Source organism: Microbulbifer sp. NBRC 101763 (genome assembly GCF_040371615.1).
GTDB classification, from domain to species: Bacteria; Pseudomonadota; Gammaproteobacteria; order Pseudomonadales; family Cellvibrionaceae; genus Microbulbifer; species Microbulbifer variabilis.
In genome coordinates this window covers 951500-966947 of the sequence record NZ_BAABQV010000001.1, presented here as the reverse complement: position 1 = coordinate 966947, position 15448 = coordinate 951500, and the positions used below count along the sequence as shown (strand labels likewise).

Annotated in this window: 14 protein-coding genes; 8 read left to right on the top strand and 6 right to left on the bottom strand. The window is 52.2% G+C overall.

The window, feature by feature from the left end:
* Positions 1-6: 6 nt before the first annotated feature.
* From ABWV76_RS04480 to ABWV76_RS04470, 3 genes are all read right to left on the bottom strand, one after another.
* A complete protein-coding gene (locus tag ABWV76_RS04480) occupies positions 7-1350 on the bottom strand; it encodes a replication-associated recombination protein A (RefSeq protein WP_353375348.1) in 1344 nt (447 codons plus the stop codon).
* Entirely contained in the window at positions 1343-1954 is a 612-nt protein-coding gene (gene lolA, locus ABWV76_RS04475; protein ID WP_353375347.1) for an outer membrane lipoprotein periplasmic chaperone LolA, read from the bottom strand. The genes ABWV76_RS04480 and lolA overlap by 8 nt, the downstream gene beginning before the upstream one ends.
* A gap of 90 nt (positions 1955-2044) precedes the next feature.
* Positions 2045-4387, bottom strand: a complete 2343-nt coding sequence (locus ABWV76_RS04470) for a DNA translocase FtsK (RefSeq protein WP_445365956.1) — start codon at positions 4385-4387, stop codon at positions 2045-2047.
* A 733-nt stretch (positions 4388-5120) separates the two neighbouring features.
* Here ABWV76_RS04470 and ABWV76_RS04465 point away from each other — a divergent pair.
* The 5 genes from ABWV76_RS04465 to infA all read left to right on the top strand — a co-directional run bounded on the left by ABWV76_RS04465 (position 5121) and on the right by infA (position 8618).
* Positions 5121-5327 carry a hypothetical protein gene (locus ABWV76_RS04465; protein ID WP_157533713.1) on the top strand — a complete coding sequence of 69 codons (207 nt, stop codon included), beginning with the start codon at positions 5121-5123 and terminating at the stop codon, positions 5325-5327.
* 500 nt (positions 5328-5827) lie between these two features.
* Positions 5828-6772: a thioredoxin-disulfide reductase gene (trxB, locus tag ABWV76_RS04460; RefSeq protein WP_020415265.1), complete on the top strand. Its 945-nt coding sequence runs from the start codon at positions 5828-5830 to the stop codon at positions 6770-6772.
* 95 nt (positions 6773-6867) lie between these two features.
* Complete coding sequence (aat, locus tag ABWV76_RS04455) at positions 6868-7560, top strand: leucyl/phenylalanyl-tRNA--protein transferase (protein ID WP_502914760.1); 693 nt, start codon at positions 6868-6870, stop codon at positions 7558-7560.
* A complete protein-coding gene (locus ABWV76_RS04450; protein WP_020415263.1) occupies positions 7553-8272 on the top strand; it encodes an arginyltransferase in 720 nt (239 codons plus the stop codon). Before aat ends, ABWV76_RS04450 begins: the two co-directional genes overlap by 8 nt.
* A 127-nt stretch (positions 8273-8399) precedes the next feature.
* Positions 8400-8618 (top strand): translation initiation factor IF-1, encoded by a 219-nt coding sequence (infA, locus tag ABWV76_RS04445; protein WP_010130378.1) that lies wholly within the window; start codon positions 8400-8402, stop codon positions 8616-8618.
* 93 nt (positions 8619-8711) lie between these two features.
* Here infA and clpA read toward each other — a convergent pair whose 3' ends face one another.
* Together clpA and clpS are read right to left on the bottom strand one after the other, a co-directional pair.
* Positions 8712-10991, bottom strand: coding sequence for an ATP-dependent Clp protease ATP-binding subunit ClpA (clpA, locus tag ABWV76_RS04440; RefSeq protein WP_020415262.1), 2280 nt, complete (start codon positions 10989-10991; stop codon positions 8712-8714).
* A 134-nt stretch (positions 10992-11125) separates the two neighbouring features.
* Positions 11126-11506, bottom strand: a complete 381-nt coding sequence (gene clpS / locus ABWV76_RS04435; RefSeq protein WP_020415261.1) for an ATP-dependent Clp protease adapter ClpS — start codon at positions 11504-11506, stop codon at positions 11126-11128.
* A gap of 280 nt (positions 11507-11786) precedes the next feature.
* On the opposite strand from clpS, the gene cspD reads away from it, so the two are divergent.
* The gene (gene cspD / locus ABWV76_RS04430; protein WP_020415260.1) at positions 11787-12089 is read left to right on the top strand and encodes a cold shock domain-containing protein CspD; all 303 of its coding nucleotides are present in this window, start codon (positions 11787-11789) and stop codon (positions 12087-12089) included.
* A gap of 107 nt (positions 12090-12196) precedes the next feature.
* Here the strand turns inward: cspD and icd are convergent, their stop codons facing one another.
* A complete protein-coding gene (gene icd, locus ABWV76_RS04425) occupies positions 12197-13447 on the bottom strand; it encodes an NADP-dependent isocitrate dehydrogenase (protein ID WP_020415259.1) in 1251 nt (416 codons plus the stop codon).
* 149 nt (positions 13448-13596) lie between these two features.
* On the opposite strand from icd, the gene ABWV76_RS04420 reads away from it, so the two are divergent.
* Together ABWV76_RS04420 and mnmA are read left to right on the top strand one after the other, a co-directional pair.
* Positions 13597-14199 (top strand): pseudouridine synthase, encoded by a 603-nt coding sequence (locus ABWV76_RS04420; RefSeq protein WP_020415258.1) that lies wholly within the window; start codon positions 13597-13599, stop codon positions 14197-14199.
* A gap of 97 nt (positions 14200-14296) precedes the next feature.
* Entirely contained in the window at positions 14297-15442 is a 1146-nt protein-coding gene (gene mnmA / locus ABWV76_RS04415) for a tRNA 2-thiouridine(34) synthase MnmA (protein ID WP_353375470.1), read from the top strand.
* Positions 15443-15448: the final 6 nt, after the last annotated feature.

Below are 15448 nucleotides of genomic sequence, written 5' to 3'. Positions count from 1 at the left end.
TAATACCTATGGCTTGAATTTGTAGCGCTGCTGGCCACTCTCGCTATTGAGACGGCGCAGCATCTGCAATTTTTCAGCGATCTTCAATTCCAGCCCCCGCGGGACAGGCTGGTAATACTGGCGATCCGCAATTTCTTCTGGAAAATAGTTTTCTCCCGCGGCAAAGGCATCGGGCTCGTCATGTGCATAGCGATACTCAGCTCCATGGGACAAGCTTTTTGCCAGCTTGGTGGGCGCGTTGCGCAAGTGGACCGGCACATCGTAGCTAGGCTCGCGACGTACATCTGCAACTGCGCGCTTATAAGCCGAATAGACTGCATTGCTTTTCGCTGCCACAGCGAGATACGTAATCGCCTGGGCGATTGCCAATTCCCCCTCTGGGCTGCCAAGTCTCTCCTGCACATCCCAGGCGTTGAGAGCTAACTGTAATGCGCGCGGGTCTGCGTTGCCTATGTCCTCACTGGCCATACGCACCACTCTGCGGGCGACGTAAAGTGGATCACAACCACCATCCAGCATCCGTACAAACCAATAAAGTGCAGCATCTGGATCGGAACCACGTACAGACTTATGCATGGCAGAAATCTGATCGTAAAAATAATCACCACCTTTATCGAAACGACGCACATCAGCGCTGAGCACTTCAGCAAGTACACTTTCATCGACAACCAACTGTCCCGACTGCTCTTTGGCGAGGTCACAGGCCACCTCGAGTAGATTGAGCGCACTGCGCGCATCGCCATCGGCCGCACGCGCAATCTTGAGCAACACCTCATCTGGTACACAGGTATTGCGGTAGAGCAACTGTTGATCGGTTCTCAATGCACGCTGCAAAAGGCCCGCTAGATCATCTTCGGGAATGCTGCGTAACAGATAAACTCGGCACCTCGATAGGAGCGCATTATTTAACTCGAAAGCGGGGTTCTCGGTGGTGGCGCCAACGAAAGTTACAGTGCCCTCCTCCACATAGGGAAGAAACGCATCCTGCTGGGCCTTATTGAAACGATGAACCTCATCCACAAAAAGGATAGTGCCGCGGCCGGATTGCATCCTGTGTTGCTCGGCCTCCGCTACTGCCTGGCGAATATCCTTTACTCCAGCCAGTACGGCAGAAAGTGTGGCAAAGCGAGCATCACACTCCTGGGCGAGTAATCGGGCGAAAGTAGTTTTACCCACTCCCGGTGGCCCCCAAAGAATCATTGAGTGCAGCTGACCACGCTCCACCGCCTCGCGCAACGGTTTTCCCTCCCCCAATAAATGCGACTGGCCCACATAAGAGGCCAGAGAGTTAGGCCGCATACGAGCAGCCAGGGGTTGGTGTCTTTGGGGGGAATGAAACAGATCACTCATCTTTGATAATGTCGGTACCAGCTGGCGGTTTAAAGTTAAATATAGAGTCGGACAATTTCGGGTTTGCCTTCATACCGCTAAATTTAATTTTGGTGGTCTGCCCCATTCCATCACGCACAGTCATGGAATCAGGCAAGCCATCCTTAGCAAAGTGGATTTCCATTGCCTTAAAAGGGGCTTTGGGGTTTTTGGGAGTCAGGTGATAAACACCATCTTTGAGATTTACATCAAAGGATTTACGGATCTCTTCTACTTTGCCTCCAAGCAACAACGCCGGAGTTTCCTTAATGCGGGTGTCAACCGGCCGCACGGTTACCTGCTCCAGGTCCGGGTCGTAAAGCCACAGGGTTTTATTGTTGGTAACCAACAATTGCGCATAAGGTTCCCCTGTTTTCCAGCGGAGCTTTCCCGGCCGTTGCACAGAGAAGTTACCGTTGCTCTCCTGGGTTACCTTCCCGCGCTCATCAATAAGGGTCTGCTTGAAGTTTCCAGACAGCGCCGCCAGTGGTTGCAACTGTTTGCTGAGATCATCGGTAGCATCGGCCCAGGCGGCACTGGTCGCAACGGCCAAACTTAGTAATAAGTTGCGCAGAACACTTTTCATAATTGAATTCCAGTGTGTTGATTTCCTTAAAGGTTAGCCGCAGCCAAGTGAACTGTAGCTTAACCCCCACCTCCCCTTGGACTCTTCAGCTTAAGCGGGAGGCGGTGCCAATACCTCGCGGTTGCCATTATGCCCCGCAGGGGAAACAACACCAGCAGCCTCCATGGCGTCGATAATTCGCGCGGCCCGATTGTAGCCGATACGCAATTGGCGCTGCACAGAAGAAATAGAGGCTTTCCGGGATTTTGTTACAAAGGCTACCGCCTCATCATAGAGGGCATCAGCCTCTGGGTCTTCATCCTCCCCTCCCTCAGATTGCAGGCCGGGTACTGGGATACTGTTATTGCTGTCATCAATGATGCCATCAATATAATCTGGCTGTCCGCGACGCCCCCAATCTGCAACTACCTTATGCACCTCATGGTCATCCACGAAAGCACCATGTACCCGCACAGGCACACCACTGCCGGGGGGCAGGTACAACATATCACCGTGCCCGAGTAGCTGCTCAGCACCACCCTGATCGAGAATAGTCCGAGAATCCACTTTAGAAGAAACCTGGAAACCAATACGGGTAGGCACATTTGCCTTGATCAAACCAGTAATCACATCTACTGAGGGGCGCTGGGTCGCGAGTAGCAAGTGAATTCCTGCGGCACGGGCCTTCTGCGCGATGCGCGCAATCAACTGCTCCACTTTTTTACCGACGATCATCATCATGTCGGCAAATTCATCGATAACCACCACGATAGCGGGAAGCGATTTCAGCGCTGGAGCGGTCTGATCCTCTTCGGGCACGCTCAGAGCAGGATCCGGTTGCCACAATGGGTCGAGAAGTGGCTCCCCAGCTTCTTCCGCCTCCTTCACCTTGCGGTTAAAACCTGCCAGGTTGCGCACACCCATCGCAGCCATCAGCTTATAGCGGCGCTCCATTTCACCAACACACCAGCGCAGACCATTGGCTGCATCATTCATATCAGTAATAACCGGTGTAAGAAGGTGGGGGATGCCCTCATAAACAGACAACTCCAACATCTTTGGATCTACCAAAATCAGGCGGACCTCTTCAGGAGTCGACTTGTAGAGCAGACTGAGCAACATTACATTGATGCCGACCGACTTACCGGAGCCGGTAGTCCCGGCTACAAGAAGGTGTGGCATCTTCGCAAGATCAGCCACTACAGGCTGCCCGGAAATATCGTGGCCCAGGGCCAGGGTTAATGGCGACTTGGCATTATCGTAAACATCTGCCGATAACACCTCACTAAGACGCACCATCTGGCGATTCTCATTAGGAATCTCAATTCCCACCACTGACTTGCCAGGAATTACCTCCACAACGCGCACACTAATCACCGCCAGGGAGCGCGCCAAGTCTTTGGCCAGGTTGGAAATTTTACTGACTTTCACTCCTGGAGCTGGCTGGATTTCAAAGCGAGTTACCACCGGACCGGGTAGAACAGATACCACCTCAGCGACCACTCCAAAATCCTTTAGCTTTAACTCAAGCAGCCGGGATAGGGCCTCCAAAGACTCTCGTGAGAAGCCTGCTTTCTTGTTTTGGTCGGCAGGGTCCAATAATCCCAGAGGCGGCAAAGTACCGGTAACAGGACCACTTTTAAAAAGCTCTCCCTGTTTCTCTTTGGCTGCACGCGGGCTTTGCTTGGGCTTGGGTGCTGTGGCTTCAATTTTCGGCGGGATTCGCTTCGCTGTACGTTGTTTTTCTTCTTCTACCGCAGCTTTGCGCACCACTATGGCCTCACGCGCTACCCGCACCTCGGTTCGTTTTTGGCGCCAGCGCTTATAAAAACTAATGAGCAGAGCAAACAATCCCAGCACGTTGCGCCCAATAGATTCCGCCAATTTTAGCCAGGACAAGCCTGTAAACACGGTAATGCCAATAGCAAATATCGCCAGTAATAAAATTGTGGCTCCCACATAACCAAGGCTTGCACCGGTAGCACTGGAAAGCGCTGCACCTATAATTCCACCATTGGAAAACGGTAACGGGTTGTCCGCTGGAGCAAAACATAATGTCGCCAACGCTGCGCCACTGACCAACACCAGGATTAATCCAAAAACCCTGAGGGCAAAGAGAGGACCATGGAAGCGAGCATTGCGATCACGCAAAATACGGTATGCGCGCAAGCCGATCAGCAATGGAAATATGTAAGCCATCCAACCAAGCAATGACAAACATACATCCGCAAGCCAAGCGCCAGCTGGGCCGATAGCATTGTGAATTTGACTGGACTGCCCGGTATGGGACCAACCGGGATCCTGAGAGTCGTAACTCAGCAGACTGATCGCGAGTAATAACGCCCCAGCTAGTAAACTGATCAATGCGCCTTCGCGAATCAAACGGGCGATCAGTGAATCCGGCAAAGCACCGCTCTTGTCAGAGGTCTCTTCAGTAGCACTTTCGGCCTTCAATGGCTTACCTCAATACTAATTTGTTGTTTGTAGAATGATTAGCAAAACCGGCACCTGTCTAAAATTTATGCCGATTTTTTGAAGATTGGCTAAATATAAAGCTTTTCAGCTCAGCTGGGGCCAGCCTTACCATCTAACTTTGACCCAGTTTTCTATCCAGCTCTCTACCCTAGTCTTTTTATGAGTAACATTCAGTTAGTTCGCTCGCGGATTGTGCACATTTGTTTTTCGCCAACTTGGCTTATATGCGCGAAAGAAGCAGTAGATACCTTGATAGATGGATCCTCCCCACTTTCCTTCCAGGATGCCCCATGTCTTAAGCTCACCGATATCCTATTTCGCGCAAACCGGTTCAAAGCAACCAGTTTACTGCGGTCTTCGGCCAATTCAGCACCCAGTATGGCTTCCATACTAAAACGATAGACAGTACAGAAACTTGTACTACTTCATCAAAGTCAGCACTCTTGAAGTGCCATAGCAACTGATTCTCTCAGAGAAATTAGCGATCAAACGCCTGGCACTCACAATGAACTGGCATGCTGAATTTTTGTACAAAATCTATAAAAGCAGCCTGCAGAATGCCAGTACCAGGCAATAACCCCCAAACTATGAGCCGTCCTCCAGGCTTCAATCTCAATAAGCCCCCTGAATGACTATTGGCTGATCAACACTAATCACCTAGTGCAAGCCCATTTTGTGCACCACCGCATCAAAAGATTCCTTCTGGAGGGCAATGCCTGGCGTCTTTAACGAAGACTTCAACACTTCCGGGGAAATCTTTGTGGCGCCAAGAACATCCACAGTGCAGACATTGTACCCATCCGCAACAATATCGCACCTGGCTTTAAGGCTGAGCGATACGATCTCCGCCAAGTCCGGTGGTCGTGCTGGCTTGCACGATGGTGTCCACAGGGCTTCAAAACAAAAAGTGGCCGGATAGAAAAAACGTCATCCACTATCTCTCACTGATGCGAAGGTCTGGACTGCCTCATTCAAACTGAAATAAGGGCGGGGTGCCCTATCCTGCTGCTGACAGTCTCAGGCCCCCACCTGCCTCTACCTAAAATCCAAGGGCAACATCTGAACCAATATAAAACTGGCTGGCGCCTAACCTTTAGGCACAACCTTGTTCCGTTCCAAGAATTAACTTTGATTAAATATAATTTCATATATATCAATGAATTAGCTTATCTTACTAAGGTAATTTATTCACATGATCTGTCATCATTTAACCACTGTCGGGGGAGCCTCTGTCACACACCTCTCTCACAGATAGCACTTTCCAATGGAACAAATTAAGGCAAACTATTTCGCCCATTTGTAACTATCGCCTATTATATCCGCCAACTTGATAGTCTCGGCTGATCAAAAAGTAGCCAGACTTGTGAAACCCGGTTCGCCGGGGAAACTTTGCACACCGACAGTCTTAAAGAGAATTTCATGAGCAACAATCATCATCGACTGATCATTCTCGGCTCGGGCCCCGCAGGCTACACTGCCGCCATTTACGCTGCCCGCGCTAACCTGAATCCTGTAGTTATCACCGGTATGCAGCAAGGTGGGCAGCTGACCACCACAACCGAAGTTGAAAACTGGCCGGGCGGCATCCCTGATCTGCAGGGCCCAGATTTGATGGTACAAATGCAGCAACACGCAGAGCGTTTCGACACCCAGGTCATTTTCGATCACATTGAATCTGTTGACCTCAACCAGCGCCCATTCACCCTCAAGGGCAATGAGACTTACACTTGTGACTCACTGATCATCGCCACTGGCGCTTCAGCCCAGTACTTAGGTCTTCCGTCCGAGGAAGCCTTTCAGGGGCGCGGTGTGAGCGCCTGTGCAACTTGCGATGGTTTCTTCTACCGCGATCAAAAAGTAGCAGTTGTAGGTGGTGGTAACACCGCCGTTGAAGAGGCGCTTTACCTGTCCAATATCGCCAGTGAAGTAACCCTGATTCACCGCCGCAATGAACTGCGTGCGGAGAAAATTCTGCAGGACCGCCTGATGGAAAAAGTGGAAAACGGCAACATCAAGGTTTGCTGGCACCACACCCTGGATGAGGTTTTGGGCGATGACAACGGCGTAACGGGACTGCGGGTTCGTAGCACCCAGGACGATTCCACCAAAGAGCTGGATGTGTCCGGTGTATTTATCGCCATTGGCCATAAGCCAAATACCGGCATCTTTGAAGGTCAACTGGAAATGAATGGTGGCTATATCATCGTTCAAAGCGGCCTGGAGGGTAATGCCACCCAAACATCCATTCCCGGCGTATTTGCAGCCGGTGACGTCTCTGATCATATCTACCGTCAGGCTGTAACTTCTGCCGGCACCGGCTGTATGGCAGCCCTGGACGCCGAGCGCTTCCTGGACGCCCAGTAACACCCTCCCACTCCGGGCGGAATCTCTCCGCCCGGACCCCCACCATCTCCTCGGACAGGAGTCAGCTTGTGGCAAGGAATACCCAAAGCCGCTTGATGTGGCTCGATGAAAACCATATCGACTTCCCCCCTACTAGAGCGGCATTGGATGATCCCAACGGTTTGCTCGCAGTTGGCGGTGACCTGTCACCAGACTGGCTGCTCGCAGCGTACCGACGCGGGATATTCCCCTGGTACTCCGACGAGCAACCCATTCTCTGGTGGAGCCCCTCACCACGCTGTGTAGTTATTCCCCACGACTTTAAGATCGGGCGAAGCCTTCGCAAAGTACTGCGCCGCGGAGCCTTTCAGGTTACATTTGACCAGGCATTCGAGGAGGTCATCGATGCCTGCCGCGCGCCCAGGTCCGGCGAAGATGGCACCTGGATCACTGATGAGATGTGCCAGGCCTACGTAGATATGCATCATCTCGGCCATGCCCACTCTGTAGAGGTGTGGCGAGAGGGCAAGCTTGTTGGAGGACTCTATGGACTGGCCATTGGCAAAGTGTTCTTTGGCGAGTCGATGTTTCACAGAGAAACAGAGGCTTCCAAAGTCGCTTTTGTCCACCTCATTCGGCAATTAGAATTGTGGGGCTGCCCGCTCATCGACTGCCAGGTTAGTAACCCGCACCTGACCAGCCTGGGGGCCATTGAATTGTGCCGTAGGGATTTCGAACAATTGCTGGAAAGCGGTATTAAACAGCCCGCGTTTCCACAGCCTTGGAAGCTTTGTTGGACTTATGGGTAAATATTCGCAACTGGATTCTGTACGCTTGCTGGCCACGCTGCCCCACCCCTGCGGCTACCTGCCGGACCGGGAGGCCACCACAGTATTTGTGGACCCCCAGACAGAGGTGGACCAACGCCTGTACAACCGTCTGTCCGAGCTGGGTTTCCGCCGCAGTGGCGCCTACCTATACCGCCCACAATGTGCCACATGTAGGGCTTGCATTCCGGCAAGGGTGCCGGTGAACCTGTTTGTACCAGATCGCAACCAGCGCCGCTGCTGGAAACGCAATCGAGACCTGGATATCTTCCACATCGAATCTATTGATACTGACGAGCACTACGAGTTGTATGCTCGCTACATTGAGCAACGCCATGCCGACGGAGAGATGTATCCACCCAGCCGGGAGCAATACCGAAGTTTCCTGAGCCAGGCTTGGGGAGCCACCCGCTATATTGAGTTGCGCGCTAGAGGCAAGCTGGTTGCAGTAGCTGTTACTGACCTGCTCACCGCTGGCCTCTCTGCCATCTATACTTTCTTCGACCCGGATGAGGACAAGCGCAGCTTGGGCAGTTACTGCATTCTCTACCAGATTGAATGGGCCAGGCGACTCGGACTCCCCAATCTCTACCTGGGTTACTGGATAGAGCAGTGCCACAAAATGGCCTACAAAAGCCAGTTTCGACCGATTGAAATGCTTAAGGAAAACCGCTGGAGCCTGAAGTCTCTCTAAAGCACTAGCACACGCCCTTTGCTCTATTCAGCCTTTTCGTGCAAAATGCTCGCCCGTCAAGCCGCGGCTAGGCCAAAGCGCCACCGGGGTAAATGGTCTGATCAAGTTATTTGAAGGTTGCTGCCGCATGGCAAAAGACGATTATATTGAAATGGAAGGCGAGGTGATTGACACCCTGCCAAATACCACTTTCCGCGTAAAGCTGGAAAACGGACACGTGGTAATTGCGCACATCTCTGGAAAAATGCGCAAAAACTACATTCGTATCCTCACTGGCGATAAGGTCAAGGTGGAACTCACCCCTTACGACCTGAGCAAGGGCCGCATTACTTACCGCGCCCGTTAAACTGCTCGCCTGGGGAAGTGCCTTACGGGCCGCTTGTCCAGACAAAAAAAAGCCACCGCAAGGTGGCTTTTTTCGGTTGAACCTGAGGTAAAGTCAGGCTGGAACCGCAGTTTTTATCGCCAGCTCATCACCCTCGATAGTGACCGCAACACGCCCACCCTCTTCGGCCAATTCACCGAACAACACAGCTTCGGCCAGGGGCTTGCGCAGCTTGTCACGAATCAGGCGCGACATTGGACGCGCACCCATTTTTTCATCATAACCACGAATTGCCAGCCACTCGCGGGCCTCATCATCTACAGCCAAGGTTACGCGGGAATCATCAAGTTGCGCCTGCAGCTCAACAATAAACTTGTCCACCACCGTCTTCACCACATCCAGCGGCAATGACCCGAACTGGATAATGCTATCCAAGCGATTGCGGAATTCCGGCGTGAACATTTTCTTGATCTCCTCCATGCCGTCGGTGGAGTGATCCTGATTTGAAAAGCCAATAGAACGCCGACTCATCAGCTCAGCACCTGCATTGGTGGTCATGATGAGAATAACGTTGCGGAAATCAGCCTTGCGGCCGTTATTGTCAGTCAGAGTACCGTGATCCATCACCTGCAATAACAGGTTAAACACCTCTGGATGTGCTTTCTCAATTTCATCCAGTAACACAACACTGTGGGGATGCTTGGTCACAGAATCAGTCAGCAGTCCGCCCTGATCAAAACCGACATAGCCCGGCGGAGCACCAATCAGACGGGAAACCGTATGGCGCTCCATATACTCGGACATATCGAAACGAATCAACTCGATTCCCATCACTTTAGCCAACTGGCGACACAGCTCAGTCTTCCCGACACCGGTTGGGCCAGAGAAGAGGAAGGAACCTATGGGCTTCTCCTCCGCACCGAGACCCGCCCTGCTAAGCTTGATCGCCGTACTCAGCGCCTCAATGGCACTATCCTGGCCAAACACAACCATCTTCAGGTTGTCGTCCAATTTGGATAACTGTTCCTTATCCGATGCCGATACGCTCTTGGCTGGAATCCGGGCCATTTTCGCAATCACGGACTCAATTTCACCAACTCCAATTACTTCCTTCCGAGTCTCCGCAGGTAGCAGGGATTGGTAGGCGCCGGCCTCATCAATAACGTCAATTGCTTTATCCGGCAGGAATCGCTCGGTGATATGGCGACTGGAAAGCTGTGCCGCGGCATCCAGGGCCGCATCGGTAAAACGCACCTTGTGGTGGTCTTCGAAACAACTCCGTAACCCCTGCAGGATTTGGATGGTTTCTTCAACCGAAGGCTCACTGACATCAATTTTCTGGAAGCGCCTGGAAAGTGCCCGATCTTTTTCGAAAATCCCACGGTACTCAGTAAATGTCGTTGAGCCTATACAGCGCAGCTGGCCACTGGAAAGCAGTGGCTTAAGCAGATTGGAGGCATCCATCACTCCACCGGAAGCCGCACCCGCACCGATAATCGTGTGAATTTCGTCAATAAACAGTACTGCGTGCTCGCGCTTTTTTAATTCAGCCAACAATGCTTTAAAGCGCTTTTCAAAATCTCCCCGGTATTTTGTCCCGGCCAGAAGGGAGCCAAGATCAAGGGAATAAATAGTGCTGTCTTTGAGCGGTTCAGGAATATCTTCGTCCACTATACGGCGAGCAAGCCCCTCAGCAATGGCGGTCTTACCAACACCAGACTCACCAACAAGCAGCGGATTGTTTTTACGGCGCCTGGCCAGAACCTGGGTTACCCGTTCCACTTCGGGCCCACGCCCTACCAGGGGGTCAATGCGGCCGAGGATAGCCTCTTGGTTCAGGTTGGTCGCATAACTTTCCAGTGGATCGGAGCCACCTGGCTCTGCACCCCCGCTGATCTCTTCATCAACCTGTTCAGGCGTCGTATCGGAGCCATGGTGGTGATTATTACCACTGGATCCTACGCGGGAAATGCCATGGGTGATGTAATTCACCACATCAATACGAGCAACACTCTGCTGTTTCAGATAGTAAACAGCCTGACTTTCCTGCTCACAAAAAATAGCAACGAGGACATTAGCCCCTGTGACTTCCTTTTTACCGGATGACTGGACATGGAAAACGGCCCTTTGCAGGACCCTCTGGAACCCGAGTGTGGGCTGAGTCTCACGGTCTGTATCAGCCTCTGGGATTAATGGCGTTGTGGAGTCTACGAACTCCAGCAACTCACGTCGCAACGCGCTTAGATCGGCTCCACAGGCATGCAACACATCAGCCGCAGATTCATTGTCCAAAAGCGCCAGCAATAGGTGCTCTACGGTCATGAATTCGTGCCGTTTAGCGCGCGCACCCTTGAACGCCAGATTAAGCGTTACCTCTAAGTCCTTGCTGAGCATCTAAACCTCAAACCCTAATCGCCAATATTTCCCGCCGACTCCGCTGGTAGGCGCGCACCCTTTGCCGGCGTCTATATCCTGGCTGATTCCCTTCAGGTGACGGGACCCTTGTTTAAAAGCAGCTCTATTCAAGATCAATCTTCTTTACTTTCATCCGCCTCAATTTCGCATAACAGGGGGTGCTCATTCTCCTGGGCGAATTGATTGACCTGCGCGGCCTTTGTCTCCGCTATATCCCGAGTATAGACACCGCACACTGCTTTTCCCCGCGTGTGTACTTGCAGCATCAACTGCGTGGCGCGCTCCCGGTTGACTGAAAAAAACAGTTCCAAAGTCTCTACAACAAAGTCCATGGGGGTGTAGTCATCGTTGAGCATAATGACCTTATACATGGGAGGCTGCTTTAACTTGGGTGGCGCCTCCTCCAGTGCAAGCCCGCCATCGGAATCCTCCAAGTCGTAACTGTCTCCCTCTGACATATCGGAGCTTAGTGTAATGATCTGCGGAATACTCATAACAATTATCAATGAATTTTTTAAAGCCTCGATGTTGCAACCTGCGCAACCATCAACAACCTGCCATTGTAACCTTATTTGACCAACGACACAGAGACATCACAGAGTCCACCTGCGTTTCTTGACATTCCCATACCAGTTGACTACAAGAGTTAGTGCCTGCACGTTCACAGCCGTTAATCGCAGATAGGATCGCAGTCGATTAATCCGCAGGTCAAATAAATATAAAAACTCTGTAAGGTGGCCAACTGGTCACTCAGGCAATTAGAGGGAATTCGTTATGCCTACCGGTACCGTGAAGTGGTTCAACAACGCAAAGGGATATGGGTTTATTCTTGCAGATGAAGGAGGGGAGGATCTGTTCGCGCACTATTCCGCCATTCAGATGGAAGGCTACCGAACCCTGAAAGCTGGTCAGCAAGTCACCTTTGATATCGTCAGGGGCGATAAAGGCTACCACGCCGCCAATATTTCTACTGTGCCCTCGGGCGATATGCCCACTGCCAGCAAACCTTCCATTCCAAACTCCGAACCGGCCTATGCCGAGAGCGCGAGAGAAAAGGAAGCGGAGGCTCTCGACTAGCCTTATTGCGGCAAGTTCGCACGCAAAAAAAGGCCCTTCACTGCACAGTGAAGGGCCTTTTTACTATCGGAGCTGAGCCTCAAAGCCCGGCATCCAATTTGGCACCTTTATGCCATGTGCTTGATAACTTCGTCACCAAACGCAGAACAGGACTTCAGCTCAGCACCGTCCATCAGACGCTCGAAATCGTAGGTTACAGTTTTGGCTTCGATAGCACCTTCCATGCCCTTGATTACCAGGTCAGCAGCTTCGTTCCAGCCCAGGTGACGCAGCATCATCTCAGCGGAAAGAATCAGGGAGCCCGGGTTAACTTTATCCTGGCCAGCGTACTTGGGCGCAGTACCGTGAGTCGCTTCGAACAGGGCAACGTCGTCGGACAGGTTTGCGCCCGGAGCGATACCAATACCACCAACCTGTGCAGCCAGTGCGTCAGACAGGTAGTCACCGTTCAGGTTCAGGGTAGCAATTACGTCGTACTCCGCCGGACGCAGCAGGATCTGCTGCAACATAGCGTCAGCAATTACGTCCTTAACAACGATTTCCTTGCCAGTCTTCGGGTTCTTGAAGCTGTGCCAGGGGCCGCCGTCCAGCGGCTGAGCGCCAAACTCGTCGCGAGCCAGCTCGTAACCCCAATCAGCGAAGGCACCTTCGGTGAACTTCATGATGTTGCCTTTGTGTACCAGGGTTACAGAATCGCGATCCTGGTCGACAGCGTACTGGATAGCCTTGCGCACGAGACGCTTGGTACCTTCTGCAGAAACCGGCTTAACACCGATACCACAGTTCTCAGGGAAACGGATCTTCTTAACACCCATCTCGTCCTGCAGGAACTTGATAACTTTCTTAGCTTCGTCAGTGTCGGCTTTCCACTCGATACCAGCGTAGATATCTTCGGAGTTTTCACGGAAGATAACCATGTCTACCTTGTTCGGCTCTTTAACCGGAGAAGGTACACCGCTGAACCAGCGCACCGGGCGCTGACATACGTACAGATCCAGCTCCTGACGCAGGGCAACGTTCAGGGAACGGAAGCCTCCACCTACTGGAGTGGTCAGAGGGCCTTTAATGCTAACAACGTAGTCTTTGATCGCTTCGAGGGTTTCAGCCGGGAACCAGTCGCCAGCGTAAGTCTCTGCCGCTTTCTCACCGCAGTAGATTTCCATCCACTCGATTTTCTTTTCGCCGCCGAAAGCTTTTTCTACAGACGCGTCGATCACCTTGCGCATTACCGGGGTGATATCCACACCGATGCCGTCACCCTCGATGAAAGGAATAACCGGGCGATTCGGAACATTCAGCGAACCGTCGGAATTGACTGTAACTTTTTCGCCGTCTGCCGGCACTTGGATATGACCCATATTGCGTAAACTCCCAAAATTCTATGACTTTTTAGGTCCAGCGTTGCTTGCACCGCTCCCCCGGGACCATTGGGCGGGGATAAAAAACGGCGGGATTATAGCAGCCTCGGTTAATTTTTGTAGTTGGATTACAATACTCAATTTTTCTTATGGCAAAGATTATTCTCCTCAACAAGCCTTTTGGCGTATTAAGCCAATTTACAGATGATCAGGATCGCGCCACTCTGGCTAACTATATCCAGCACAAGGGATTCTATGCGGCGGGCCGCCTGGACTACGATTCTGAAGGTTTACTACTGCTGACTGATGATGGAGCGCTACAACATCAAATCAGCCACCCCAAGCGGAAGATGCCCAAGACCTATTGGGCCCAGGTGGAGGGTGAAATTACTGATGATGCTCTTTATATGCTCAGGCAAGGGGTAGACCTGAAGGATGGCCGAACCGCACCGGCCAAGGCCAGGCGCCTGCCTGATATGGAGCCCTGGCCCCGCACACCGCCAATTCGCGAACGCAAGTCGATTCCAACCAGCTGGCTGGAGCTGACTATTTCCGAGGGGCGGAATCGCCAGGTAAGGCGGATGACTGCAGCGGTCGGCTTCCCTACCCTGCGGCTAATCCGGGTGGCGATAGGCAGCTGGAAGCTCGACTCATTAAAGCCTGGCGAGTATCGAACAGAAGAGGTTTTTGGCGCCCCCAAACCCCGAACAAAACCAGCACTCAACCGCAATCGACCTCGCCGAAAGCGATAATCTATAACGGAAGATCAAAGCGGTCTTGGTCAAATGGGGCGTTCGCAGGTAAAATTCGCCCCCCTTTCATGCCAGTGAAGTAGTGACTGTTCTTCTTATGCCTGATTCCACCCTCAACAAACAGCCAAAGCGCATCATCGTCGGTATGTCCGGCGGTGTGGATTCCTCTGTAGCTGCACACCTGCTGATCCAGCAGGGCTACCAGGTGGAAGGCCTGTTCATGAAAAACTGGGATGAAGATGACGGCACAGAATACTGCACCGCCATGGCAGACCTGGCGGATGCCCAGGCAGTCTGTGAAAAGCTTGGTATCAAATTACATACCGCTAACTTTGCCGCAGAGTACTGGGACCATGTATTCGAATATTTCCTGGCAGAGTATAAAGAAGGACGCACCCCCAACCCGGATATCCTTTGTAACCGGGAGATCAAATTTAAGGTTTTCCTTGAATATGCCGAGGTTCTCGGGGCTGATGCGATTGCTACCGGGCACTACACTCGCCGCCGTGATATAGATGGCCGCACCTATCTACTCAAAGGACTCGATGGCAATAAGGATCAAAGCTATTTCCTGCACGCCGTTGGAGAAGAAGAGTTTGCCCGCTCCCTTTTTCCGCTGGGGGAGCTGGAGAAACCGGAAGTCCGACGTATTGCCGAGGAAAATGGCTTTATTACTCACAATAAAAAGGACAGCACCGGTATCTGTTTTATCGGTGAGCGTCGCTTCAAGGACTTTCTTGAGCAATATCTGCCCGCACAACCCGGGGATATGGAAACGCCGGAAGGTGAAACAATGGGGCGTCATGCGGGCCTGATGTACCACACCATTGGCCAGCGCCAAGGCCTGGGTATCGGCGGCGTAAAAGGCGCCGGTGAAGAACCCTGGTATGTTGTGGGTAAGGACCTGGAGCGCAATGTATTAATTGTCGCACAAGGCGCACATCATCCCCTGCTATACGCAACTGGCTTAGAGGCTAGCCAGACGCACTGGATTAACGCAGCCGCACCAGGTGAAACATTCCGCTGCCAGGCTAAAACCCGCTACCGCCAACCAGACCAGGACTGCACAGTGCATGTACAGGAAAATGGGAACTTGGTCGTAGCGTTTGATGAGCCGCAGCGTGCCATCACGCCAGGTCAATCCCTGGTACTGTATGATGGCGAGGTTTGCCTCGGTGGCGCGGTTATTGAGCGAGCCACAGGCATCGGCTCCGCCATACCGGAAAAATACAAGAAGCACTAAGGAGCA